The sequence below is a fragment of the Marivita sp. genome (assembly GCF_965656765.1).
Taxonomy (GTDB): domain Bacteria; phylum Pseudomonadota; class Alphaproteobacteria; order Rhodobacterales; family Rhodobacteraceae; genus Marivita.
Genome location: NZ_CBFHLV010000024.1, coordinates 1 through 23,590 on the forward strand (window position 1 = coordinate 1; position 23,590 = coordinate 23,590).

Consider the following 23,590-nt stretch of genomic DNA (forward strand, 5'->3'; position numbering starts at 1 on the left):
ACCTGAATGGGCAAAACGATCGAAAGATCTGGAATGGGAAAACCAGATAGGGCCTACGAGCTCAAAGCTCGCTCTACAGATTTGGACCCGTTCCGCGGATCACCATATCGGCCAGCGGCTTCTGATAGCGCCGCGATGAAAGGCCTTACAGAAGACTGCATTCGATCACACGCCAATTGGGGTCAAAAGCTACTTGCACTACGGGCGGCAACCACAGAAGACCCTAGCCGTCACCGCCGCGAGGGCACTGCCATCGAGGACACCCGTACCTTCTTCGGCGACGCGCTCGCTATCCTGAACCGGCCGGGCAAAAAAGACCCTGCCGCCACGGAGATGCTGGCAGGGGCTGGAACTATGGGACGGGCCGCGCTGGGTCACTGGGCGCAGGACACGGCGGCGGCGTAGATCGTGCGACGTGAGCGTCGGCGCGCGGAGCTGGCAGCCGAGTGGGTCCGGATCACGGTGCAGCGGGATTTCGTGGCGCAAGTTGAGCCGCTACAGGAACTGAGCAAAGGGCAAGGCGCCAAAGGCGGTACCCGCGAAGCTGCCCGCAATCTCGGCATGTCCCGCGATCAGGTGGCGCGGTCCCTCAAGGTCGCGGCGCTGTCGCCGGAGTCCAAAGAGGCGGCGAGACCCGGCTTACCGGTCCGAAACCCCGCCACCATCTTCACGGCCCTGATCGACCTTACCCGCTGCGCCGGCCATCGCTGTGTCCGATGCGCCCTTGTAGACGATCCGCACTTCGTTGACCGACTTCGCGCCGCAGGCGGCACACCGGGCCTTGTCGACGACGTCGCCGACGTTCGCGCCATGCCCAAGCCGCCCGATCGCATCGGCCACCGAAACCTCCGCGCCGCGCCCGCACGCGCATTCGAGATAGAGATGATGCGCCCGGATCGTCGCGAGCAAGGTCGTCGGGCGTTTCATGTGGTCACCTGATTTCCGCGTTGTCATCCCCAAGAGCTCAAATCGGCTGTTCCTAACCGTTTCACGGATGGTATGCTTTTTGGATGGCCACCAGAACACCGCATGAGTTTTCTGTTTTAAATCAGTGCATTGCAGGGAGGTGTGGCAGCCCGTAGGGGAATCGAACCCCTCTTTCCAGGTTGAAAACCTGGCGTCCTAACCGATAGACGAACGGGCCACTCTTGGTGAGCGGTGTTTAGGCAAAGCAGCGCGGCCATGCAAGTGGAAATTCAGTGGAAAGTGTGGTTTTTTCAATCTTCACACAGAAAAGTTCTGCGCCTGAGTTTTTCATTATAAAACAGCGCATTACGCCAAACCACCTGATGCTTCGGCGGCATCTTCCAAACGCAACTGTACGGAACGGCGACCGCCCCATTCATTGATTTCCAAACGCCCCGCCAGATGGAATCGTGCGCCACCGTGTTGTTCCAATGCTGGGCCAAGCCGGCCATCGAATGCGCCAAAACAAATCGCGTCGATCCGGGCACCAAGGCCATCGCCAAAGCTCAGCTTCAGATGTGAACTGCCGACCCGCTTGGCAAAACCGATCTGCACATCCGGGAAAACGAACCTCGGCGCGGCCGCCCCTGCCCCAAAAGGTCCGGCTTCTTCAAGCTGTTCGACCAGTTCCGGCGTAGCCGCACCCGGCATAAGGGGCCCATCCAACCTTAGATCTGACGCGCCCAACTCATCCGCGCCCTGCTTGGCCAAAAGCTCGGTCAGGCGTGCCATAGCCGGTTCGAGCTGATCACGCGATAGAGACAGTCCAGCTGCCATCTTGTGACCACCCCCCTTTTGCAGATGACCTTCTGATGCCAGCTTCTGAATCGCAGCACCTAGATCGATCCCACTGACCGATCTGCCAGAACCTTTCCCATCGTCGCCATCAAAACCGATAACAATCGAAGGACGGTTGGTCCGCTCTTTCAGGCGGGAGGCAACAATGCCAACCACACCCGGATGCCAACCATCGCCAGCAGCCCAGACAAGCGGCGCGTCGAACCCACGTTCTTCGGCCTGCTCAAGGGCCTGAGCCCGGACCGCTTCTTCAATGTCTCGCCGTTCCGTGTTCAGCGCATCAAGCCGTTCGGCCATCGCTTTGGCCTCATGGGTGTCGGTACAGCACAAAAGACGCGCGCCCAGATCAGCCTTGCCGATGCGCCCGCCTGCATTGACCCGGGGGCCAAGCACAAACCCGAGATGATATGACTTGGGCGCGGTATCCAAGCGACCGACATCGCAAAGCGCCACCAGACCCGGGCGGGCACGTTGCCCCATAACCTTCAGGCCTTGTCGCACCAGCGCACGGTTCACGCCTTTAAGAGGCGCAACGTCGGCCACAGTGGCCAAAGATACGAGGTCCAGCATCGACATCAGGTCGGGGCCTTTCGCACCGGCCTCGCGCATTTGTCGTCCGGCTTCGACAAGAGCGAGAAAAACCACCCCCGCCGCGCAAAGATGCGCCAGCACGCCATCTTCGTCCTGCCGGTTCGGGTTCACAATCGCGTAGGCATCAGGCAACGTTTCCCCGCCAAGATGGTGATCCAGAACCACCACGTCAGCGCCATTGGCCGCTGCAATCGGACCGTGTGACAGCGTTCCGCAATCGACACAGATGATCAGATCGTGATCACGCGCCAAATCGGCCATGGCGGGTTCGTTCGGCCCGTAACCTTCGTCAATCCTGTCCGGCACATAAAGCGTTGCTTTGCGATCCAATTGGCGCAGCCAGTCGATCAGCAAGGCCGCAGAGGCGCCGCCGTCCACGTCGTAATCCGCAAAGATCGCAATACGTTCGCGCGACCGGACCGCTTGCAGAATACGCGTGGCAGCCCGCTCCATATCGCGCAGGGATCGGGGATCAGGCAGTAAAGCGCGCAGCGTCGGTTCAAGGTAGGTTTGAACGTCTTCTGCCGCGACGCCCAAGCGAGACAGCGTTTGGCACAATGCGGGTGGCAAACCCGTCTGTTGCACCAATGCTTCGGCGTGTCGCGTGACGTCTGGCGCCGGACCGATCCAGCGCCGCCCCGTCAAGGACCGGTCAACGCCCAGATAGCCGGTCACGAATACCTCATCAGTGGGTCGGGTTCCGATAGGTCATACGCCGCACCGAACCGGTTTTCGACCGCATGAGCAGTGTTTCCGTGGTGTAGAACCCGACCTCGCGCTTGATACCGGACAAAAGCGACCCGCCGGTCACACCGGTGGCGGCAAAGATCACGTCTTCCGTCACCATTTCATCACGCGAATAAATCTTGTCGAGGTTGGTGATACCGGCCTTTGCCGCACGGGCCTTTTCGTCGTCATTGCGGAAGATCAGGCGACCCTGAATTTGGCCGCCCATGCACTTGAGTGCTGCAGCGGCAAGCACACCCTCGGGAGCGCCACCCGTGCCCATGTACATGTCGATACCGGTCTGCGACGGCTCTGCACAATGCATTACGCCAGCCACATCGCCATCCGTGATCAACCGGATCGCAGCGCCGGTTGATCTGACTTCGGCAATCATCTCTTCGTGGCGTGGACGCTCAAGCACACAGACTGTGATATCGCTCTGGCGACAGCCCTTGACCTTTGCCAGCGCAGCAACCCGTTCACGCGGCGACATATCAAGTGTCACCAGATCATTGGCAAAGCCTGGCCCGATTGCGAGCTTTTCCATGTAAACGTCAGGCGCATGCAGCATTGACCCACGTGGCCCCATTGCAATCACAGTCAACGCGTTCGGCATGTCCTTGGCAGTCAGAGTTGTGCCTTCCAGCGGATCAAGCGCGATATCCACTCCGGGGCCGTTGCCGGTGCCAACCTCTTCTCCAATATAAAGCATAGGCGCTTCGTCCCGTTCGCCTTCGCCGATCACGACGACGCCTGCAATGTCCAACATATTCAACTGTTCGCGCATAGCGTTGACGGCAGCTTGGTCCGCGGCTTTTTCGTCACCACGCCCAATCAAGTTGACCGTCGCAATCGCGGCTTGTTCGGCCACTCGCGCCAAACCCAGGGACAGCATACGGTCGTTGAAATCGGGGCGCGCAGTCATGAAACTCTCCAGTCACGAATAAAGTCAGGTCTTCTGCGTGTTAAGCCTGTGACCCAAGCCTGACAAGGTTGATTGCGCTAAAGCTGTCAGACGTGTTCGATCCGCAGCGCGACTGGCTCGCCCTCGACGACCCGCGTGCCAACCATTGCGGCAAGCGCATTGTCCAACGCGGCCCGCGTGGTTTTATGAGTCACGATCAAAACAGGCGCTGTAAGTTGGTCATGGCTGCGCTGACGCATCCGGTTGATCGAAACACCCGCCTCGCCCAGCACAGCAGCCACCTTGGCCAGCGCACCGGGTTTGTCGAGAAGACTGAGACGCAGATAGTACGGTGCAGGCGTCGCTGTTTTGGCAGGTTTGGATTTGGTCAGGCTCGCGGCTGGCTGACCAAAAGTCGACACGCGGGTGCCGCGCGCAATGTCCAGAACGTCGCCAAGAACCGCGCTCGCCGTGGGGCCTTCACCGGCACCGGCGCCGCGCATGACAATCTGCCCGACCTGGTCACCTTCGATCACGACCATATTCGTGCCACCATCAAGTTGCCCCAAGGGCGATGTGGCAGGCACAAGGCAGGGTGACATGCGTTGCTCTAAACCGCGACCGGTCATCTGGCACACACCCAACAGTTTGACTTTGTAACCCATATCCGCTGCTTGCCGGATGTCCTCGATGCTGACGCGCCCGATACCTTCGAGCTCGACCGCATTAAAATCAACCTGCGTGCCAAAGGCGATCGACGCCAGCAAAGCCAGCTTATGACCCGCGTCGATGCCACCGACATCAAGGTTCGGATCCGCCTCAAGGTACCCAAGGCCATCAGCTTCGGCGAAGGCTTCATCATACGTCAGACCCGCAGACTCCATTCGCGTCAGGATGTAGTTACAGGTGCCATTCATGACACCCATCACGCGTTCGATGTCGTTACCGGCAAGCCCTTCTGTCAGGGCCTTAACAACCGGAATACCTCCCGCAACCGCTGCCTCAAAACGCAGAATCGATCCACTTGCTTCGGCGGCTTCGGCCAATGCCTGACCGTGATGCGCAAGCAAGGCTTTGTTCGCGGACACCACGTCTTTGCCCGCACGCAACGCCGCTTCGGTTGCCGCTTTGGCCGGTCCGTCGCTGCCGCCAACCAGTTCGACAAAAACATCGACATCATCACGCTGCGCCAGTGCGACGGGGTCATCTTCCCAGTCGTAGCTGTCCAAAGGCACGCCACGGTCTTTAACCCGGCTGCGCGCACATACGGCTGAGATTGTAATCGGGCGTCCGCCACGGGTTTCAAGCAACGCGGCTTTCTGGCGAATAATCTTGACGACGCCTGCACCAACAGTTCCCAGACCCGCTATTCCAAGGCGCAGAGGTTCAGTCATTCGGGCAATCCTTTTGCAGTCTGGACAGATTTTGCCCGCAATAGCGCCTTGCGTTCATGGCTGCAACGCCCGTGATCAGGGTTGGACTACGCCATCGTCCATTCGGTCACGTGTTCCTTGGTCGATCACAGGTGTGCGCAAACCGTTAGCTCGATTGCGAAGCGCTGCCGCGCGGGCACGCAACGCGTCGTCATCCGCTTCGGTCAGGTTGGTGTCTTGGTCGGACACAAGCTGCTCAAAGGGCAAAAGGGTTGGATATTCGGCGTTGGGATCACCTCCGGACAATGCGGCATCGACTTCCGGAAACTCCGTACAGGCCGTCGCCACGAATAAAATGATGATCCACGCACGCCACATCCGACTTGCTCCTTCTGTCCCAACTGTCATGCCGCAGCACAAGCGCGCACGCAACCGCGGGCTTGATCTGAACACCTGTTCAGATAATCTACGCGCCATGGCACGAACGGCTGGCTCACATTCAGATATCACTGGGCCTCGTGTCCGCGCAGCAGCCTTGGCCCTGTTTTCCCAACATGGCTATGCCGCGGTCTCGATGCGGCGCATAGCCCAAGACGTCGGTGTACAAGCCGGTGCGCTTTACAACTATACGCCAGACAAGCAATCGCTGCTCTTTGAACTGATGCGCGGACATATGGATGATCTTCTGCAAGCCCGCAGCCAAGAGCCAGCGCTGGAAACACCGTCAGATCGCTTAGAAGCTTTCACGCGGTTCCACATCCGATTTCATCTGGAGCGGCCTGAAGCCGTGTTTATTTCGTACATGGAGTTGCGAAACCTGACGCCTGAGAATTTCGCTGCGATCGAAGACCTGCGCCGTCACTATGAAGGTGAGCTTGAGGCCATCCTCAGAGACGGACGCGATGCCGGCGCGTTTCACGTCGCCGACACCAAGATCACAACACTTGCAATCATTGCGATGCTGACCGGCGTCAACACGTGGTATCGCAGCGGCGGGCGTTTGTCCCTGCCCGAGGTCGAAGCGATTTATTGGGACATGGTCCGCAAAGCCGTGACCTGAACGAGGGTCACAAACCGCAGTAAGCCCTTTTGAACAGTTTTTTCGCGTTACACGGACGTCCCGGCAGGACCACCCGTGAATTCATCAAACGCCTCAAGCGCCTTTGCACCAAACGCCACCGAAGGTCCGCCACCCATATAAGCAATCATGGCCAAAGCCTCGCATAGTTCTTCTCGGGTCGCCTTGAGCCGCACAAGTGATTTGACGTGAAACGCGATACAACTGTCGCATCGGGTTGCAATCGCAATACCTAGCGCAATGAATTCCTTGGTTTTTTCATCTAACGCGCCGTTGCTCTTGGCCGCGCGACCCATCTGGTTGAACCCAGCAAAGGTCTCGGGCGTTTCCTTTTGTAGGACGTCCAAACGCCCCACCGTATCTTTCATGAAGTCTGACCAGCTCATTCGTCTCTCCCTTTAGCGACTCTCATCTGCACCCATCTTTCGCTCCAACCAACGAACAAAAAAGCTGATGATCAAAACCAGCACCAAGTATTCAAGGATTAGCAGCGTGTAGATCTCGAGCGGGCGATACTCCGTCACCACCAATTCATTGGCGCGCCTAGTCAATTCCTGCATGCCGATCACAGACGCAAAAGCGGACATCTTTACGATATAGATGAACTGGTTCGCCAGTGGCGGCAGAATGCGCCGAATGGCTTGTGGTAGGACCACATACCGCATGGTTTGATTGTAGGTGAGCCCAACCGTACGCGCGGCCTCGGTTTGGCCTTTGGGAATGGATTGGATCCCCGAACGGTAAATCTCTGCGGTGAAGGCGCTGTCGGATATGGCCAGTGTGATGATCGCCCCCCAAAAGGCATCAATGGTGATCGGCACGCCCATCGAACGCATCACGACTGGCAAGCCATAGAACACCCAGAATAGCATCGGCAGCAAAGGAATTGCGCGCACGAACTCGATGTAGATGCGCGACGGCAATCGTATCCACCGGTTCGTTGACATCCCCGGCAGCGCCACCAGCAAACCAATCGACATCGACATCACAGCCGCGATCAAGGACAGCTGGATTGTCGCCCAGAAACCGCCGATCAGGAAACGGACGTTCGATTGCCCCTGCGGCGTGGTTGGATCGATCACGTACCACCCCCAGTTGCCGCTGCCCGAACATCCGGCAACGAATAAGAGGGCACCCAGCAGCGCCCAGACTTTAAAAGACCGTGTCATCTGCGCTGCCTCAATGTTGTAAAATCTTGTCGAGAAACGCCTTGAAGCGTTGTGATTTGGGCGCTTCGAAAACCGCCGAGGGAGTTCCAGTTTCGACGATCTCGCCGCCATCCATGAACACCATGCGGTCGGCAACCTTTCGGGCAAACCCCATCTCATGGGTGACCACCAGCATAGTCATGCCCTCTTGTGCAAGCTCTACCATCACATCAAGCACTTCGGAGATCATCTCGGGATCAAGCGCCGAGGTTGGTTCGTCAAAAAGCATGATCTTGGGTTTCATGCACAACGACCGCGCAATGGCCACACGTTGTTGCTGGCCGCCAGAAAGATCGCGCGGTCGTTTGCGCGCCTGTTCCGGGATACGCACCCGTTCCAGATATTCCATCGCCAACGCTTCGGCTTCTTGGCGCGACAGACCACGCGCCTTCATCGGCCCAAGCGTCAGATTTTCGATAACACTCAGATGCGGGAACAGATTGAACTGTTGAAACACCATTCCAACCTCGGCCCTCACCCGCTCTACAGACCCCGGTTGGGCAAGGGAAATACCGTCCACGGTGATGTTGCCGGAATCATATTGTTCCAATCCGTTTACACATCTGATTAAAGTGGATTTGCCTGATCCTGAAGGTCCGCAAATGACAATACGCTCGCCCAGACTGACATTCAGATCGACATTGGTCAGGACTTGGAAGTCACCAAAAGACTTATTCAGCGCACTTATTTCGATGACGCGCTCTGCACTCATTTCGCCCTCCGATCCATCTTTAATGCTCTCGAGATAGCGCGCGCGCCAAAAAATCAGCGTGCCTTGATGGCCGATAGAGCGTTCGACCTATGTAACCTCACGACGACATACACGAAAAGGGAAATACCATGCGTTTTCTGAAATCACTTGGACTAGCGGCGGCTGTTGCCGTTTCTTTCCTCGGCGCACCCGCGTCAGCACAATCCGCGCTACAAGACATTCTGAGTGGCGGCGTCTTGAAAGTCGGTACAACCGGCGACTGGAACCCGATGACCGTGCGCGACCCGGCCACCAACAGCTACAAAGGGTATGACATCGACGTCATGACCGAACTGGCTGCAGACCTTGGCGTTGAGCTTGAGTTTGTGCCAACCGATTGGAAAACTCTGGTCAACGGTGTTGTTGCGGGCAATTACCACATGACAGGTTCCGCATCGATCAGTCCTGCGCGCATGAAAGCGGCCGGGTTCTCGGACAGCTATATCGCTGTCGAGATTTTCCCTTTCACCACCGAAGACAAGATTGACCGTTTCTCGGGATGGGAGTCAATCAACGCGGGCGACGTCAAAGTTGCCACAACGCTTGGCACCAGCTTTGAAGGCATGGTGCGTGAATGGTTCCCTGACTCCGAAATCACCGTGGTCGAAGCACCAGCCCGTGGTTTTCAAGAGGTCCTGTCTGCCCGATCCGACGTATTTGTGACCTCGAATATCGAAGGGGCCACATTGCTTGAGAAGTTCCCGAACCTGCGTCAGATCGAAACCGACGGTCCGCGTGCCCCGTCGCCGATCGCGATGCTGTTGCCGCAGGATGATCAGGTCTGGATCAACTATGTGAACAGCTGGATCGAATTGAAAAAAGCGCAGGGTTTCTTTGAAGCGACGGCAGCAAATTGGGGTCTGTAGGACACCTTTGATATCCAACAAGGAAACCGGCCATTTGGTCGGTTTCTTGCCACCAATTCAGCATTGATCACTTGTCCCGAACGATGTCTTTCGGTCCGACCATATCGACCATCTTGATCATCCAAAACAGAAGTTCGGCATCAGCATCATCCAACGCGTATGACTTCGCCATCTGTTCCGCCTGTGATCGCAGTTTCGGCCATTGGCTGTAAAAATCCACCGCATCTGTGATCTCGACTGAAACGTGCCGTTCGGACATTGGCCGGTCCTTTTTTCGTTACCGTTCTTGGACGTTAGCAAATACAACTTGCGAGCTACTGTGAAATAAGTGTGAACGGCTTGGTTCCCGGGCCAACCACAGCTAGCATCACGCCACGTAAAGGGAGACGCTAACGTGGCCGCAGGGCTGGAAATTTCCTTGTTTGGTTCTTGCGTGCTGCGACGTGCAGACGCGCCTTCGGATGAAATCACCGGGGCGAAACATCGTGCCCTGTTCGCGCTTCTTGTCACCGCACCGCTGAACCGTCGCTCTCGAGGTTTTCTGCAGGAAACGCTTTGGGGGTTTGCGGATTACGAAAGCGGTCATCAGAATCTCCGTCGTGCACTGTCGGACCTGCGCAAGAAAATCGGGGATGATTTCGACCAAATCCTGACGGTCACCAACAAAGAAATCGAAATCGACATGAGCCGGGTCAAAGTGATCGGCCACCCGTCCGACGGCCCTTTCCTCTATGATCTGAATGTGCGCGAAGCGTCGTTCGTTGACTGGCGCGACAGCATCCGCGCTGATCCCAGCGCCGTTAAGGCACTGTGTTTCATCTCGAACAAAAAGGGCCCAACACGGATCAGGCCGCGTGTCTGTGCACTGCCGCTGAACGTGCCCCCGGGCGATCGTGACCTTGCCATCGCGGGAGATTGGATCGCTGAAGAGGCAAGCCGCATGATGTCGCGCTCCAGCTTACTTTCGGTCATTTCGCACCTGTCCGGGCGGGCGATGTCCCAGCGGTTCATCGACATCGTGAATGTCCGCGAGACCTTGGATGTCGACTACCTGATGACCGGCAGTATGCGCCGGCAAGGTGATACCCTGATTGCGGATGTGGATTTCACCGATGTGCAGACCGGAACACTATTGTGGAACCGCCACCTGTCTTGCCCATTTGCCGAGTTTTCACAGGAAGCATCCGCTTGGTTGGTAAATGTCGTACAAACCGTTGGCCGCTCAATCGCCGAGACAACTTTGCATGCGGGGCGTCAAACGCCCTTACCCGAATTGCCGGACCATAAGCTGTTGATCGCCGGGGCCACCGCGATGCATCACCCAAAGCTGGGCGATTTCCTACGCGCGCGCCAATTCCTTGATGAAGCCGCTGCACGCGCGCCCGCGAACCCACATGTGTTTGCGTGGCTGGGAAAATGGTACGTGTTGAGCATCTTCAAGAACTACAGCGCTGACCGCCAGGGCGACACACAAAAGGCGTTGGATTGCACAGCGCGCGCGCTTGATCTTGATCCGCAGTCAAGTTTTGGGCTGACGATAGATGGCTTTGTAAATGGCAATATTCTCAAAAACATGGATGTCGCCGAACGCCGATATTCTGCAGCGCAAGATATCAACCCAAGCGAAAGCCTGTCGTGGCTTCTGCGCGGATCCTTGATGGCGTTTCGAGACGAAGGGCAATCCGCAATCCGCGCCACTACAATGGCCCGCGATTTGTCCCCAATTGACCCGTTCGGCTATTATTTCGACAGCTTGGGCAGTTCGGCATATCTCGCTGGAGGTGAATACGAAAAAGCCTTGGAGCTTGCGGATCGGTCACTTGAATCCAACGACCGCCACATCTCAACGCTTCGGACGCGTATTGCGGCTCTCCACGCGCTTGATCGTGGCCAAGAGGCCCGGAGCACCGCACAGGACCTGCTTCGGCGGTTCCCATATTTCAGTCTGGATGACTATCGAAAAACACATCCCTCTGCTGACAGCAAAACCGGGAAACTGGTGATCAATGCGCTGTCTGCGTCAGGGCTTTCATAAAACGTTTTCAAAAAGGGATATCTGATCATGTCACAATATGGTGGATTTGGCGGGTTCGGCGGCTTTGGTGGCTTTGGCGGATTCGGGGGTTTTGGCGGTTTCGGCGGTTTTGGTGGCGGCACCAACTTTACTGGGCTTGGTGGGTTTCTGGGCAGCGAAGACCCTGGCGGATATGACCCGATGACCACGCATGGTCTTCAGACCACTGCTGAAGGGCTGCGTCACCTGACCGAAGGCGGCACCACGCCAACCGACAAAGAGATGGGCTTTTCTGACCCCAACAACCTAAACGGACTGGCCACGTGGGTGCGAGGGTCGCTGTATGTCAGCGAATTCCTCGCGGGCATCGGATCGGACGCGATGGTGGGAACCGGCGGCGCACCCGACCGTGTGACGCTGTCCTTTGATGGCACCACCTGCCTGACGCTCGACCGGCCTGCAAATGACCTTTTGCGGTCCCAGTGCAGATTGGTGTCGGACTATGCCACTCTTCGGGCAGAACGAAGCGCCGAGATCACATCTCAGCTTGGGTTCCCGACACCCTATTTCGCGATGATCCTGGGCCTGCACAGCGCCCAAAACAAAAAGACGTTCGAACTGATCACGGCCACTCAAGTGGCCGCCGCGCATACCGCGATGATCGTCAAGAACCACCTTGCCATCCGCCGCCCCGACCAGCTGGATGCGCGACTGATGCCAATGATCCCGACGCCGGGACATGGCAGTTTCCCGTCCGCTCACGCGACTGAGGCGTACGCGGTTCTGACCGTCCTCGAAGCCTTGATTACCGCATGGGACAGTCTGTCGGATCAGGGTCAGCGCCTTTCGGCCCTGCGCGGCCTTGCCGAACGCATTGCCGTCAATCGCACTGTGGCTGGCGTTCACTATCCCATCGACAGTTGGGCGGGCGCAGCTCTTGGGCGCATCGTCGGTCAGGTCGTTCTAAACCGCGCTGGTGCGGGAACACCCATCGAAGATTTGGCTTATGTCGCGGGTGACCACGACTTTTTCGACGAAGATCAGCGCGATCGCACCATTGCTGCGACCAAGGGGCTTTCGACCACAGGCACGACCGTCACCCTTGACAGCAAACCCACATTCTCGTGGCTTTGGTCCGGTGCCACAACCGAAGCGCAGAAGGCTTGAGCCATGTTCCCAAATCGCCATGATCACGAACGGATCGACAAATACACGGGTCCCTACGAGCGCTGGATTTTCTCCCAAGACCTTGGTCGTCCCTTTGCCTTTCCTGCCATTCGCAAAGGTCCATCAACGCATATAACAGCGCTGATGGAGGGCGACGGTATGCTGACCATGTTGGACGACCTCGAAATCCGCATCCCGCCGCTTTGGAAGGACAACCCAGACGTCACCCCGTTTGTCATGTGGAATAAATCGGTCGATCCAGAAGAAACCGACCACCACGAGGACGTCGAATTGGCCAAGTGCTTGCATGGCCTGAACGGCACCCGTTACCGGCTCAATATGCCCATCGACCCCGCCACGTGGCCAGAGACCTACACACCGGGTGCGACACCGGCTGAGTGGCAAGCCCCCAAGGTCAAACCCCGCGTGATCATTGGAGTAATAGACGACGGCATCCCCTTCATGCATCGCGCCTTTCGCGACGCTGAAGGTGACTCACGGATATCGCTTTGCTGGCTGCAAGCCGCCCGCGCGAATGCGTCCGCCGCAGTGCCCTTTGGTCGGGAAATTACCGGACATCAGATCGACACCCTGAGGGCCGAACACGGAGAGAGTGAAATCCGGGCATATCAAGCTGCTCAGGCCATTGACCGCGACTTACCAGAAATGGACACGGTGTTGATGCATCATGCCACGCATGGCGCGCACATCTCGGGCATCGCCGGTGGGAATGATCCTTTCGTGGGCGCGACAGACCTGCCTGATGACGCCGCGATCATCGCGGTGCAATTGCCAAACACCATCGCGTGGGACACGTCTGGGTTTGGTAAGGAAATGATGATGCTCAGCGCGATTGAATACATCTTCAACCGTGCCAGGATGATTGCCAAAGCGTACAACAGCCCGGAAATCCCGCTCGTGATCGACTTCAGCTACGGCTGGAGCGCAAATCGGCATGACGGGGAATCCAGTTTCGAACGTGCGGTCGAGGCGTTGATCACGGATCGGCGAAAAAGCCAGCCGTGCACAGAATTGGTCATGCCAACGGGCAACAACTTTGCCAACGACATGCATGCACGCATTTCGTCTACTGACTGCGCGGATCGCACCTACAGCATTGGTTGGCAGCTTAAACCCGACGACCGCACGCCGAGCTATCTTGAGATTTGGCTACCGCCGGACTGCGACCCCAAAAGCTGGACCATCACAATCAAACCACCGCCCGGCAACGATCCAGCGTTGGAAACCAGTATTCCGGTTTCGGCTGATCCGTTGCTCAAAGATGGCGACCCGCGACGGTTTGTTGAGCTTGAGCAAGACGGTAAAAACATTGGTCAATTGTCGGCTGACAAACATCTGAACAACCGCTGGCGCGTAATGCTGGCCATGATCCCGACCGCTGGTGGTCTTGGGGCGGAAAGGCGCACACCGGTTGGAATGTGGACCATCAAGATCGACATGGGCGCGGATCCTCTTGCAACAGATGACCATATCGATATCTGGGTGCAACGCGATGATGACCCGACGCAGTTGGGCACCGGTGGTCAACAAAGCTATCTTGTTGATCTGGCCCGCCCAACACCGCCTCGCAGGTTCGAGCCAAAGGCCCTGACACCCGTACGCGGATTTGGTTGCCTCAATGGGATTGGTACAGCTCCATCCGTTTTCCGGATCGCGGGCTATACGCAGTCGACGCTGAAACCCTCAAGCTATAGCGGCAGCGCTTCAATCACCGTCGATGCTAAGGGCACGGAACGGGTTGATGCCAACTTGCCTGCCGCCACCGCCGTCGCCGATCAGGGCTGGTTCAAACCCGGATTGCCGTCTATCGGCGTGCTGTCCGGATCCGGTGCGCGGATCATTGGAACAAGTGCGGCGGCAGCGACAGCAACGCGGTTGATTGCTCTAAACTACATAGCCGGCAAACCAACCTGCGAAGGGTTCGAGACCCTGTATCAAGACGGCGATCCAAGCGCGCAAACCCTCTCAAGAACAGGGCATTACCGCGTCCCACCAGTTTGCAACACTGCCCCGAAACAAAGTCCAGAGCAGCCCTTTATCGGGGTGTGAAAACCGCACTCACAGCGTACTCACTCACCCAACGTAAACCACCCCTTTACCCTTGGGATTGTGTTGAGCGGCACCTGCCAGCGCCGCGCACGATCCCTCGGAGTAAAGACAATGACGTTCCAAATGCAATCACACGGTGGGGCGCAGGCGAAACGCGCGCCCACCGCCAAACCCCAACTTCTAGAAGCCCTACGCCCCGCCGATGGAGATATCGCCGTAGACGAGGCCGCTGATTTCGGCTTTCTGCTGCCGCCAAGCGGCGATGCAGGCCAATACCTTCCCGATGTACCGGAGGCTGATCTCGACCAATTGGGGGATCTTATGGTGCCAGACGTCGATAGCATCGACGCAACGCCTGACGGAGGCATGGCACCGGTTTTAACATATTGGGGCCAGTTCCTTGACCACGAGATGACAGCCCGCACAGACCGCGAAAGCGATCTTACCAGCATCGATGATCCAACGCCCAAAGCATCCGGACAAGAGATCGAACGCAAGCTCAAGAACGCGCGCACCCCGCGCTTTGATCTGGACTCGGTTTATGGCGGGCTGCCGGTTGGTACGTTTTCTGACCCAGCCACTCAACACGCCGCTTCGGTCCTGCGCACCGGCCTACGCCATCCCGTTCACACCGCCAAGATGCGCGTTGGCACAGCTGTTGAACCCGGCCCCCTCCCAGACGACACGCTTGATCCGCACCGCGATCTGCCGCGCTTTCACCAGGTCGAACAAAAGGTTCGTGATGCTGCGCTAGACATTGCTCGCGCGCAGATGGACACGGAGAGTTTTGCCAAGTTCGAAGCTGGTCTTCCCAAGCGCGCACTGATCGGTGACATGCGCAATGACGAGAACATCATCATCGCGCAATTCCACCTGAGCTTTCTGCGGTTCCACAACAAGGTCGTAGATTTCCTGACCGCGAATGACACCGGTTGGATTGCCGATTTCGACGCAGCCAAATCCCTGACCAAACTGCATTACCAATGGCTCGTGGTGCACGGGTATCTCAAAGAGATCTGCGATCCAGCGGTGGTCACCCGCATCCTCGACACCCGCAACGCGCATTATGATGCCTTCCGCGCCGACTATGCCGCGCGCAATCCGGGGCGTGTGGTCGGCAACGTGATCCCACTGGAATTCTCGGTTGCCGCGTTTCGGTTCGGTCATTCGATGGTACGTAATATCTACGACTACAACCGTACGTTTGGACGCCCGAACGGTACGGCCCCGTTCGATCAGGTCTTCGCCTTTACCGGCGGCGGCGGCATCGGCGCGCGGTTTGGGCTGGACCTGAACAGCATTCCCAAAAACTGGGTCATTGACTGGGCGCGGTTCGTGACACCGGATGCCAGCTTTGCCGATGGCGGCCCACAGCGTGTGGCGCGTGCTGTCGATACCGTGATCGCACCGCCGCTTGGCGACATGGCAAACGAAGGCGCAGATTTCGATGCCGCAACACCTGATGGCGCCGCTCTGCGCGCGCTGTTCCGCCACCTCGCCCGGCGCAACCTCCGGCGCGGCAAAAGCCTCCGTCTCCCCACTGGGCAAGCCTTGCACGCACATCTGCAAAGCATCGGTGCTGTTACAAGCGGTCCGCAGAATGACGTGCGCGTATGGCTCGACAACAAGCCCGAGCTTGCGGCCTTCCTTGACGGGCATGCGTTCCGCGAAGCCACACCGCTTTGGTTCTATTGCCTGGCCGAAGCTGAAGGCTCACCAGGTCCGGGATTGGGCGAAATGGGCAGTTGGATCGTTGCTGCAACCTTTATCGGCGCGCTGATGGACGACGCAGATTCAGCCCTGTCGCGCGAATTCTCGCCCGAGCAAAGCCCTTTGCGTACACCGGATGGTGATCCGATCGACTCGATCGAGCGGTGGATGCGCTTTGCGGCGGTCCTCGCCTGACCGCCTTGGCTGGTCCTTTCCTCCCGGGGGCCAGCCACCCTTTTTCCTTTGACACCTGAGGAGCCTGCCATGTTGCCCTTTGATGACTTTCAGGTCGAAACCTTTCTGCGAACGGGCGAATACCAAGATACGCTCCGCGCTGAAATGGGGGACGACCTTTACGAAGACCTATCGCACCTTGCCCACCAACTGGAACGCGAGGCCCCGCTGCTCGAAACTCGACGGCGCAAGGTGTTTATCCTGCCCGGCATCATGGGCAGTCGTCTGAGCGCCATTCGAAATGGGCAGGCGGATCTTGTTTGGGTACATCCATCTGATCTTGCGACGGGCGGAATTTCCAAGCTGAAATGGGGCGCAAGCGTGGCCGCCACGGGCACGTTGCTCGCACCCTACCTGCGTATGAAGCTGCGACTGAAGCTGGCTGGGTTCGACGCCGAATTTATGCCCTTCGATTGGCGGCAATCGCCCGCCGTTGCTGGTAAGATGTTGATCGACCGTATCCGCAGTCGCGGTTTGACGGATGTGTCTCTGGTCTGCCACTCGATGGGCGGTCTTGTTGCCCGCCAGATGGCTTTTGAAGACAAAGACGACACTCTCATTTCACGGGTTGTCACCATTGGCACGCCCAACCACGGCTCATACGCGCCGGTGCAGGTATTCGATCTGAGCCATGACATGTTGGGTCCGCTAGGTTTTGCCGATTTGTCTCATGACCGCCAAACCATTTTCGAGAAATACCTGCGAGGCTTCCCCGGTTTGGTCGAGATGATGCCCAACCCAGATAAACGCCCGGATGAGACCTATTTCAGCCGATCTTTCTGGCCGAACGGTGCGATCCCGCCCACCTCGAACACGCTGCGGGCAGCAAAGCTTGGGCGACATGACTTACCACAACCCGATGCGCGGTTTCATCAAATCGTTGGGACAGGCGAAGAAACTGTTGTGGGTGCCGACAAGACCGCCAGCGGTTTTGTCTACCACAGGTCGTTCGACGGCGACGGAACCGTTCCACGTGACCTGGCCGAAATGGGCGATGTCGCGCGGTATTATTGCGAAGGCGCGCATGGCTGGCTGTGCAATCGGTCTGACGTGATTGCCGGCACAATCGATCTGATCGGCACCGGCGCGACACATGCGTTGGACAGCACGCCGCGTATTCGCGCGGTCGAAGGCGTAATGCCAGGTCTGGCCAGCAAAGACCTGCGGCTGGAAACCCTGTCTGCGTTGCCGCCAGTGCGGGAAACCGACTTTGCTGGATCGTTCCTTTCTGGCAAAGCTGATATCGCACCCCCGATGGGAGCTGTCATATCGGACATGAACCAGACCGATCCAAGTGCTTATCCGCGTGCCATTGTCGATGCTGCAAGTTTGCGCTGGAAAGCGTCGGATGCGGAACGCAAGACGGTGATCCAATCACAGCACGAGGCACGCCCACTGGGCGCAGAAACCCCACAAAGGATCGACGCCTACACGCGCCGTCTTTTGACACTGGTGGATGCCGCCAGCGCCAACGGACAGGGTCGCAAGTTGAGCCGCGAGCTTGAGACCGCGTTGGAGGGGCTAGAGGCATCTGTTCCTGAAGCGCACCCACCGACAGGTGTGACAGCCGCGATCCTTGAACGGGTCATTGGCGAAGCCGAGGAATTCCTATCGGTCATGTTCATCAAACGCGCCTTGGTCGCCGCGCGTGCGGTTGGGCGCGTCGTTTCCACGTCAACAGGGCAAGGATTTGGCACCGGGTTCCTGATTGCGCCGGGTGTTTTGATGACCAACCACCACGTTCTGCAAAACAACTTTGCCGCAAGCCGCGCGTCGGTCCAGTTTCGCTATGAGTTGGACATCGACAGCCGCCAGACGACCGGCCATTGCTTCGCGCTAGAACCCAACCGTCTGTTCCACGCCAACGAGCGTTTGGATATGGCCATAGTTGCGGTCGCACCAATCAGCGAGGACGGCGTACCGCTTACCGATTTTGGCCATCTTCCGCTGATCGGAGTCGAAGGTAAAATCCGCAAAGGTCAGCCGGTCAACATCGTCCAGCACCCGCTGGCCGGGCGCAAACAGGTGGTGTTCCGGGAAAGCCTGCTTACCGCCCTGCCCCCAGACAGCGATTACGTGGCGCACTATACCGGCGACACGCAACCCGGGTCATCCGGCGCACCCGTGTTCAGTGACCTATGGGAAGTTGTGGCGCTGCACCATTCCGGGGTGCCCGATCAAACCGAGACAGGACACTACGTAACCGTTGATGGAGGCATCTGGAACCCGTCCACTGATCCCGAAATGAAAACCGTCAAATGGATCGCCAACGAAGGCATCCGCGTGTCACGGATCGTGGCGCATCTCAAAACGGTTGCAGATCAACTGTCACGCGATGGCTCTCTGGGGGCCGAGTTGGTCGAAGATGTGCTCGCCCGTGGACGGGACGCGGTTCACACCGGTGGGTTCTTGAAAGGCCCAGCATCCCCCGAAGAGCGTGCGCCTGCGGTCTTTGAGCAAAAAATACGCCCCGGCCAATCTGCGGGCATAACCATCCCAGTGCATTTTGACATTTCTTTTGGGTCGTCAAACAGCACGCGCGTTTCTGGATCGACTTAGACACCGGTCTTGGCAGAGCTGATCTACTGTAGGCTCTGCTGTCTTATGCTGCCCCCTGCCTACGCCGCGAGATAACGACCAGCATCAAGATCGTTACAAGATACGGAAGGCTAGACAGAACCTGTGATGGCAGCCCAACGCCCACAGCCTGCGCGGTTAGTTCGCCCAAGGACAAAATGCCGAAAAGCAGCGCACCAAAAGCCACACGACCGGTTTGCCACGTCCCGAACACCACAAGCGCCAACGCGATCCATCCCCGGCCTGCGATCATACCGTCAGCCCAAAGCGGCGTATAGACCGTCGACGCATAGGCGCCAGCTAGTCCACACATTGCGCCACCAAATGCCACAGCCACCAAGCGTATCAGTACCACTGGATAGCCGATGGACCTTGCGGCATCGGCATTTTCACCTACAGCCGCAATGATCAGCCCAAGCTTGGTCCGGTTCAGAACCCACCAAAGTGCGAGGGTTCCGAGGATAGCAAGCCAAACAACAATGTCCTGCGTGAGAAGGGTTGGACCGATCACAGGGATATCTGACAGAACCGGCAGGCCGAGCTTTGGCAAGCCTTTGATCGTCAGGCTTTCGTAAGTCTTGCCGAACAATGCCGACAGTCCAAGCCCCAGCACACCAATCGCCAGTCCCGCTGCGACCTCATTGGCGCGCACGCCGATCACGAGCGCCGCGAAGAACATCGCGAGCACGGTGCTGACCGCAGCGGCAGCAACAAATCCGACAACGTGTGACCCGGTGTGGTAAACACAAATAAACGCGATGGCCGCACCAATCGCCATCATCCCTTCAAGCCCGAGGTTCAACAGCCCGGTCTTTTCGACCACCATTTCCCCCAATGCGGCCAGCAGCAGCGGCAATGCAGCGGCCAGCGTTCCGGCCAAAAGAAACTCCAAGCCGCTCATGCTGCCACCTTGCGATCAATCTCGATCCGGAATCGGATCAGTGTGAAGGTCAGAAGATAGAAAAACAGCAGCAGCCCTTGGAACACTTCGACCGCGGCCACGGGAAGGCCTGCCGACACCGTTGCACTATCCCCACCAATATAAATGACCGAGATCAGAAAGCTGGATGCGATGATTCCAAGCGGGTTCAGGCCTCCGACATAGGCGACGATAATGGCGGCGTAGCCATAACCGGACGTGACCGAGCGCTGTAGCTGACCCAAAGGCCCGGCAACCTCGCTTGCTCCTGCGATGCCAGCCGCCAGCCCGCCAAGACCCAGCCCAAGCCACACCATCCGGGGTGCGGAGAAACCCGCATAGAGTGCCGCGCGAGGTGCCAGACCAGCAGTCCGAAGCTGATATCCGCGAAAGTGGTGTTGCATCATCAGGTAGGCAAAAACGCTCGCGAGCAGGGAAAAGATCAGGGAAATGTTCGTGCGTGTTCCGTCGAACAAGATCGGAAGCAATGCATTATCAGGGAACATTACTGATTGCGGAAAATTGAACCCACGCGGGTCTTTCCAAGGACCAAGCAGAAGATAATTCAGAATTTGGACTGCAATGAGCGCCATCATGAGCGTGACCAGTATCTCGGACGCGCCGAACCGGGTGCGCAAAGCCGCCGCAATCAGGGCATAAACCGTTCCACCCAGCGCGCCAAAGGCGATCATCGCGGGCAACATCATTGGAAAATTCCCGTCTGGGAAGTAGACCGGCAAAGCAGATGCGCAAAGCGCACCGACTATGAATTGGCCTTCTGCCCCGATATTGAACACGTTGGCGCGGAAACCGATGGCAAGCCCCTGCGCAATCAGCAAAAGCGGTGCCATTTTCAGCAATACTTCGGAAAAGCTGTACCAGCTCAGAAACGGCTTTAGCAGCAGCGCATGCAATGCCGCACCGGCGGGTTTGCCCAGCGCCGCGAACAGAACAAGGCTTGCCAGACAGGTGAACAGCAGCGCCAGGACGGGTGCTGTGAACATGGCTAAACGGGATGCGGCATCGCGGCGGATCAGGCGAATTTTCAACTCTCAGCCCCAATCATATACCGGCCAATTTCTTGCGGGGTTGTGTCGGCTGCATCAAGCGCCGTGGAAAGCTTGCCGTTGTGCAGGACATGCAATTTGCTGCACAGCTCAAACAACTCGTCCATTTCCTCAGAAATCACGAGGATCGCGCAGCCCTGATCGCGCATCTCTAGCAGGCGCCGCCGGATCGCGGTGGCGGCACCAATATCGACACCCCATGTGGGTTGCGACACCAGCATCACGTCTGGGTTCAGCATGATTTCACGCCCAAGGATAAATTTCTGAAGGTTCCCGCCTGACATTGCCCCCGCTTCTGCATCCGGGCCAGGTGTGCGTACGTCAAACGCCTCAATACACTCACGGGTAAAAGCACGTTCGGTTGCGCGTTTGATAAACCCACGCGTCAGCATATTGCGGCTGTGGGCGGTCAAAAGGCTGTTGTCGGCCAGCGACATCTCCGGCACTGCACCCCGCCCCAACCGTTCTTCGGGCACGAAGGCAAACCCCAGTTTGCGTCGCGCCAAAGGGCCAAGATATCCAACCTTCTTGCCCATAATTTCAATCATACCCGGTTCATGCGCGCGGGTTTCGCCGGACGCCAAGGCGGCTAGCTCTTGTTGGCCATTACCAGATATCCCCGCAATCCCAATGATTTCACCACTGTGCAGTTTGAGATCGATTCCTTCCAGCGTGGTCCCAAATCGGCTAGCGCGCGGGTGGCTCAGCGCATTCAGGCGCAGGCGTTCTGCTCCCGGAGGACGCGGCGCGGGATGGGCCACGTTGGGCATCTCGCGCCCAATCATCAATTGCGCGAGCGACCGTGCGTCGTGTTCGCGTGGATCAATGCGTCCCGTCACTTCGCCACCGCGCAGCACACTCGCGGTGTCACAAAGTTCACGGATTTCATCTAGCTTGTGCGAAATGAACAGGATCGCCATGCCTTCGGTCTGCAGCTTGCGCAGGGTTTCGAACAGACGTCGCACATTTTGGGGCGGGAGAACCGATGTGGGTTCATCTAGGATCAGCAGTTTTGGATTGAGCAGCAAACAGCGAATGATCTCAACCCGCTGACGTTCGCCGACGGACAGGCGATGCACCATCGCATGGGGATCAACCGACAGACCAAACTGATCCCCCAAATCGGTGATCCGCTGGGCAAGTTCAGCCGGTTTGCCGGGGATCATCAGCGATACGTTCTGAACGACACTCAGCGTCTCAAAAAGTGAGAAATGCTGGAAGACCATTCCAATGCCCAGCGCCTGAGCGTCAGAGGGACGGGCAAGGTCGACTTCTTGCCCGTTCCAATAAATATGGCCCGCGTCCGGTTGTTCGACCCCGTAAATCAGCTTCATCAGGGTCGATTTTCCGGCGCCATTTTCGCCAAGCACGGCATGGATTGACCCCGCATAAACGTCGAGGTCAATCTCTTTGTTTGCCTGGACTGTGCCATAGCGCTTTGAAACTCCTGCGAGCCTCAGAAGCGCTGGCTGGGTCATGACGGCAACGGCGTGGTCACGCCAGTAACATGCCAATCCATACTGATGATCTCGGCGTCGGTCATCGCAACACCATCCGCGACGCGCTCTGTGCCTGTTTGATCGGTAAGCGGGCCTTTAAAGACCACAAAGTCGCCCGTCGCAATCTCGGCCTGCTTTGACGTGATCTGTTCGATCATGTCCGCAGGAATGTCTGGGTTCCAATCGGCGGTGAAGACAACGTCATCTTCCATGCCCAGCCAGTAGTTGGCGCTTGGGAAGTCGCCGGCAACGTGACCATCGACAAGGTTTTTAAAGTGTGGACCCCAATCTGTCCCGACAACGCCAAGATACTTGGACGGCGCGTATTTCTTCATCGAGGAATTGAGATTGTAGGCATATACGCCCGCCTCTTCGGCGACGGCAATTACCGACGGAGTGTCTTGCGCGTTTGAGAAGAGCACATCAACGTCCTGCGAAATCAGCGCCTTGGCGGCCTCTTGTTCGGAGGCCGGATCAAACCAGCTGTTGACCCATACCACACTCATTGTGATTTCGGGATCGACCGACAGCGCACCGAGCATAAAGGCGTTGATCGATGTAATCAGTTCCGGGATTGCAAATGCGCCGACGCAGCCAATTTTTTTGGTTTTCGTGAGTGACGCAGCTGCCATACCCATGAGGTAGGTGCCCTGCCAGTATTTGGCCGTGAATGGGGCGAAGTTCGGTTCAACCAGATAGCCCGAAGCGTGAATAATCGACACATCGCGGTTGCGCTTGGCAATCTGGATGCCGCCATTCTGGTACCCGAACGAGCCGAGCAACAGAACTTCATTGCCTTCTGCCACCAGACCGTTCGCGATGCGATCTGCATCGGGGCCTTCGGCGATGTTTTCGAGAACGGTCACTTCAAGCCCGTCGCCATACGCATCTTTAACTGTGCGGACGCCTTCCATCAGCGTGTGTGACCAGCCAACATCAGCTTCCGGTGATGGCAGAACGACCCCCATCTTGATCACGTCCTGCGCGGCAGCGCGCAGTGGTAAAGCGATCGCGGTTGTGGCAGCGAGCGAGCCTTTGAGAAAGCTTCGGCGTTTGAGTGTATCAGACATGG

21 protein-coding genes and 1 tRNA gene are annotated in these 23,590 nt (G+C 57.8%); 8 read left to right on the top strand and 14 right to left on the bottom strand.

All coding sequences use genetic code 11. The features are described 5' to 3' along the window. Positions 1–135: 135 nt before the first annotated feature. The gene (locus tag ACTG4M_RS08725; protein ID WP_439123266.1) at positions 136–405 is read left to right on the top strand and encodes a hypothetical protein; all 270 of its coding nucleotides are present in this window, start codon (positions 136–138) and stop codon (positions 403–405) included. 234 nt (positions 406–639) lie between these two features. Here ACTG4M_RS08725 and ACTG4M_RS08730 read toward each other — a convergent pair whose 3' ends face one another. The 6 genes from ACTG4M_RS08730 to ACTG4M_RS08755 form a co-directional block, all read right to left on the bottom strand. Further along, positions 640–954 carry a hypothetical protein gene (locus ACTG4M_RS08730; RefSeq protein WP_439123267.1) on the bottom strand — a complete coding sequence of 105 codons (315 nt, stop codon included), beginning with the start codon at positions 952–954 and terminating at the stop codon, positions 640–642. Between the two features lie 115 nt (positions 955–1,069). Continuing rightward, positions 1,070–1,144: transfer RNA gene (locus tag ACTG4M_RS08735), tRNA-Glu, on the bottom strand. A gap of 128 nt (positions 1,145–1,272) precedes the next feature. Next, on the bottom strand, positions 1,273–3,030 hold the full coding sequence (gene recJ, locus ACTG4M_RS08740) for a single-stranded-DNA-specific exonuclease RecJ (RefSeq protein WP_439123268.1): 1,758 nt from the start codon (positions 3,028–3,030) through the stop codon (positions 1,273–1,275). A 10-nt stretch (positions 3,031–3,040) separates the two neighbouring features. Then, on the bottom strand, positions 3,041–4,006 hold the full coding sequence (gene glpX / locus ACTG4M_RS08745) for a class II fructose-bisphosphatase (RefSeq protein WP_439123269.1): 966 nt from the start codon (positions 4,004–4,006) through the stop codon (positions 3,041–3,043). Between the two features lie 86 nt (positions 4,007–4,092). Then, positions 4,093–5,379: a homoserine dehydrogenase gene (locus tag ACTG4M_RS08750; RefSeq protein ID WP_439123270.1), complete on the bottom strand. Its 1,287-nt coding sequence runs from the start codon at positions 5,377–5,379 to the stop codon at positions 4,093–4,095. A gap of 75 nt (positions 5,380–5,454) precedes the next feature. Beyond that, positions 5,455–5,736, bottom strand: coding sequence for a hypothetical protein (locus ACTG4M_RS08755; RefSeq protein ID WP_439123271.1), 282 nt, complete (start codon positions 5,734–5,736; stop codon positions 5,455–5,457). A gap of 97 nt (positions 5,737–5,833) precedes the next feature. Here ACTG4M_RS08755 and ACTG4M_RS08760 point away from each other — a divergent pair, with 97 nt between their 5' ends. Next, entirely contained in the window at positions 5,834–6,418 is a 585-nt protein-coding gene (locus tag ACTG4M_RS08760) for a TetR/AcrR family transcriptional regulator (protein ID WP_439123272.1), read from the top strand. Between the two features lie 47 nt (positions 6,419–6,465). Here ACTG4M_RS08760 and ACTG4M_RS08765 read toward each other — a convergent pair whose 3' ends face one another. The 3 genes from ACTG4M_RS08765 to ACTG4M_RS08775 are packed head-to-tail and all read right to left on the bottom strand — an operon-like array spanning position 6,466 to position 8,356. Then, positions 6,466–6,822, bottom strand: coding sequence for a carboxymuconolactone decarboxylase family protein (locus tag ACTG4M_RS08765; RefSeq protein ID WP_439123273.1), 357 nt, complete (start codon positions 6,820–6,822; stop codon positions 6,466–6,468). A gap of 12 nt (positions 6,823–6,834) precedes the next feature. Further along, positions 6,835–7,605 carry an amino acid ABC transporter permease gene (locus ACTG4M_RS08770; protein WP_439123274.1) on the bottom strand — a complete coding sequence of 257 codons (771 nt, stop codon included), beginning with the start codon at positions 7,603–7,605 and terminating at the stop codon, positions 6,835–6,837. Between the two features lie 10 nt (positions 7,606–7,615). Beyond that, positions 7,616–8,356 (bottom strand): amino acid ABC transporter ATP-binding protein, encoded by a 741-nt coding sequence (locus tag ACTG4M_RS08775; RefSeq protein WP_439123275.1) that lies wholly within the window; start codon positions 8,354–8,356, stop codon positions 7,616–7,618. Between the two features lie 128 nt (positions 8,357–8,484). Here ACTG4M_RS08775 and ACTG4M_RS08780 point away from each other — a divergent pair, with 128 nt between their 5' ends. After that, the gene (locus tag ACTG4M_RS08780) at positions 8,485–9,261 is read left to right on the top strand and encodes a transporter substrate-binding domain-containing protein (RefSeq protein ID WP_439123276.1); all 777 of its coding nucleotides are present in this window, start codon (positions 8,485–8,487) and stop codon (positions 9,259–9,261) included. Positions 9,262–9,328: 67 nt separating this feature from the next. Here the strand turns inward: ACTG4M_RS08780 and ACTG4M_RS08785 are convergent, their stop codons facing one another. Beyond that, a complete protein-coding gene (locus ACTG4M_RS08785) occupies positions 9,329–9,520 on the bottom strand; it encodes a hypothetical protein (protein WP_439123277.1) in 192 nt (63 codons plus the stop codon). 174 nt (positions 9,521–9,694) lie between these two features. Here ACTG4M_RS08785 and ACTG4M_RS08790 point away from each other — a divergent pair, with 174 nt between their 5' ends. The 5 genes from ACTG4M_RS08790 (at position 9,695) to ACTG4M_RS08810 (ending at position 19,015) form a co-directional block, all read left to right on the top strand. Further along, a complete protein-coding gene (locus tag ACTG4M_RS08790; RefSeq protein WP_439123278.1) occupies positions 9,695–11,296 on the top strand; it encodes a hypothetical protein in 1,602 nt (533 codons plus the stop codon). A gap of 27 nt (positions 11,297–11,323) precedes the next feature. Then, the gene (locus tag ACTG4M_RS08795) at positions 11,324–12,442 is read left to right on the top strand and encodes a phosphatase PAP2 family protein (RefSeq protein ID WP_439123279.1); all 1,119 of its coding nucleotides are present in this window, start codon (positions 11,324–11,326) and stop codon (positions 12,440–12,442) included. Positions 12,443–12,445: 3 nt separating this feature from the next. Continuing rightward, complete coding sequence (locus ACTG4M_RS08800; RefSeq protein WP_439123280.1) at positions 12,446–14,512, top strand: S8 family serine peptidase; 2,067 nt, start codon at positions 12,446–12,448, stop codon at positions 14,510–14,512. A 111-nt stretch (positions 14,513–14,623) separates the two neighbouring features. Further along, a complete protein-coding gene (locus tag ACTG4M_RS08805; protein WP_439123281.1) occupies positions 14,624–16,417 on the top strand; it encodes a peroxidase family protein in 1,794 nt (597 codons plus the stop codon). A 69-nt stretch (positions 16,418–16,486) separates the two neighbouring features. After that, positions 16,487–19,015: a trypsin-like peptidase domain-containing protein gene (locus ACTG4M_RS08810; protein WP_439123282.1), complete on the top strand. Its 2,529-nt coding sequence runs from the start codon at positions 16,487–16,489 to the stop codon at positions 19,013–19,015. A 43-nt stretch (positions 19,016–19,058) separates the two neighbouring features. Here the strand turns inward: ACTG4M_RS08810 and ACTG4M_RS08815 are convergent, their stop codons facing one another. The 4 genes from ACTG4M_RS08815 to ACTG4M_RS08830 are packed head-to-tail and all read right to left on the bottom strand — an operon-like array spanning position 19,059 to position 23,588. Then, the gene (locus tag ACTG4M_RS08815) at positions 19,059–19,934 is read right to left on the bottom strand and encodes an ABC transporter permease (RefSeq protein WP_439123283.1); all 876 of its coding nucleotides are present in this window, start codon (positions 19,932–19,934) and stop codon (positions 19,059–19,061) included. Further along, positions 19,931–20,956 (bottom strand): ABC transporter permease, encoded by a 1,026-nt coding sequence (locus tag ACTG4M_RS08820; RefSeq protein WP_439123284.1) that lies wholly within the window; start codon positions 20,954–20,956, stop codon positions 19,931–19,933. Before ACTG4M_RS08820 ends, ACTG4M_RS08815 begins: the two co-directional genes overlap by 4 nt. Positions 20,957–20,997: 41 nt before the next feature. After that, complete coding sequence (locus tag ACTG4M_RS08825; RefSeq protein WP_439123285.1) at positions 20,998–22,497, bottom strand: ABC transporter ATP-binding protein; 1,500 nt, start codon at positions 22,495–22,497, stop codon at positions 20,998–21,000. After that, positions 22,494–23,588 (bottom strand): BMP family ABC transporter substrate-binding protein, encoded by a 1,095-nt coding sequence (locus tag ACTG4M_RS08830; RefSeq protein WP_439123286.1) that lies wholly within the window; start codon positions 23,586–23,588, stop codon positions 22,494–22,496. Before ACTG4M_RS08830 ends, ACTG4M_RS08825 begins: the two co-directional genes overlap by 4 nt. Between the last annotated feature and the right edge of the window lie 2 nt (positions 23,589–23,590).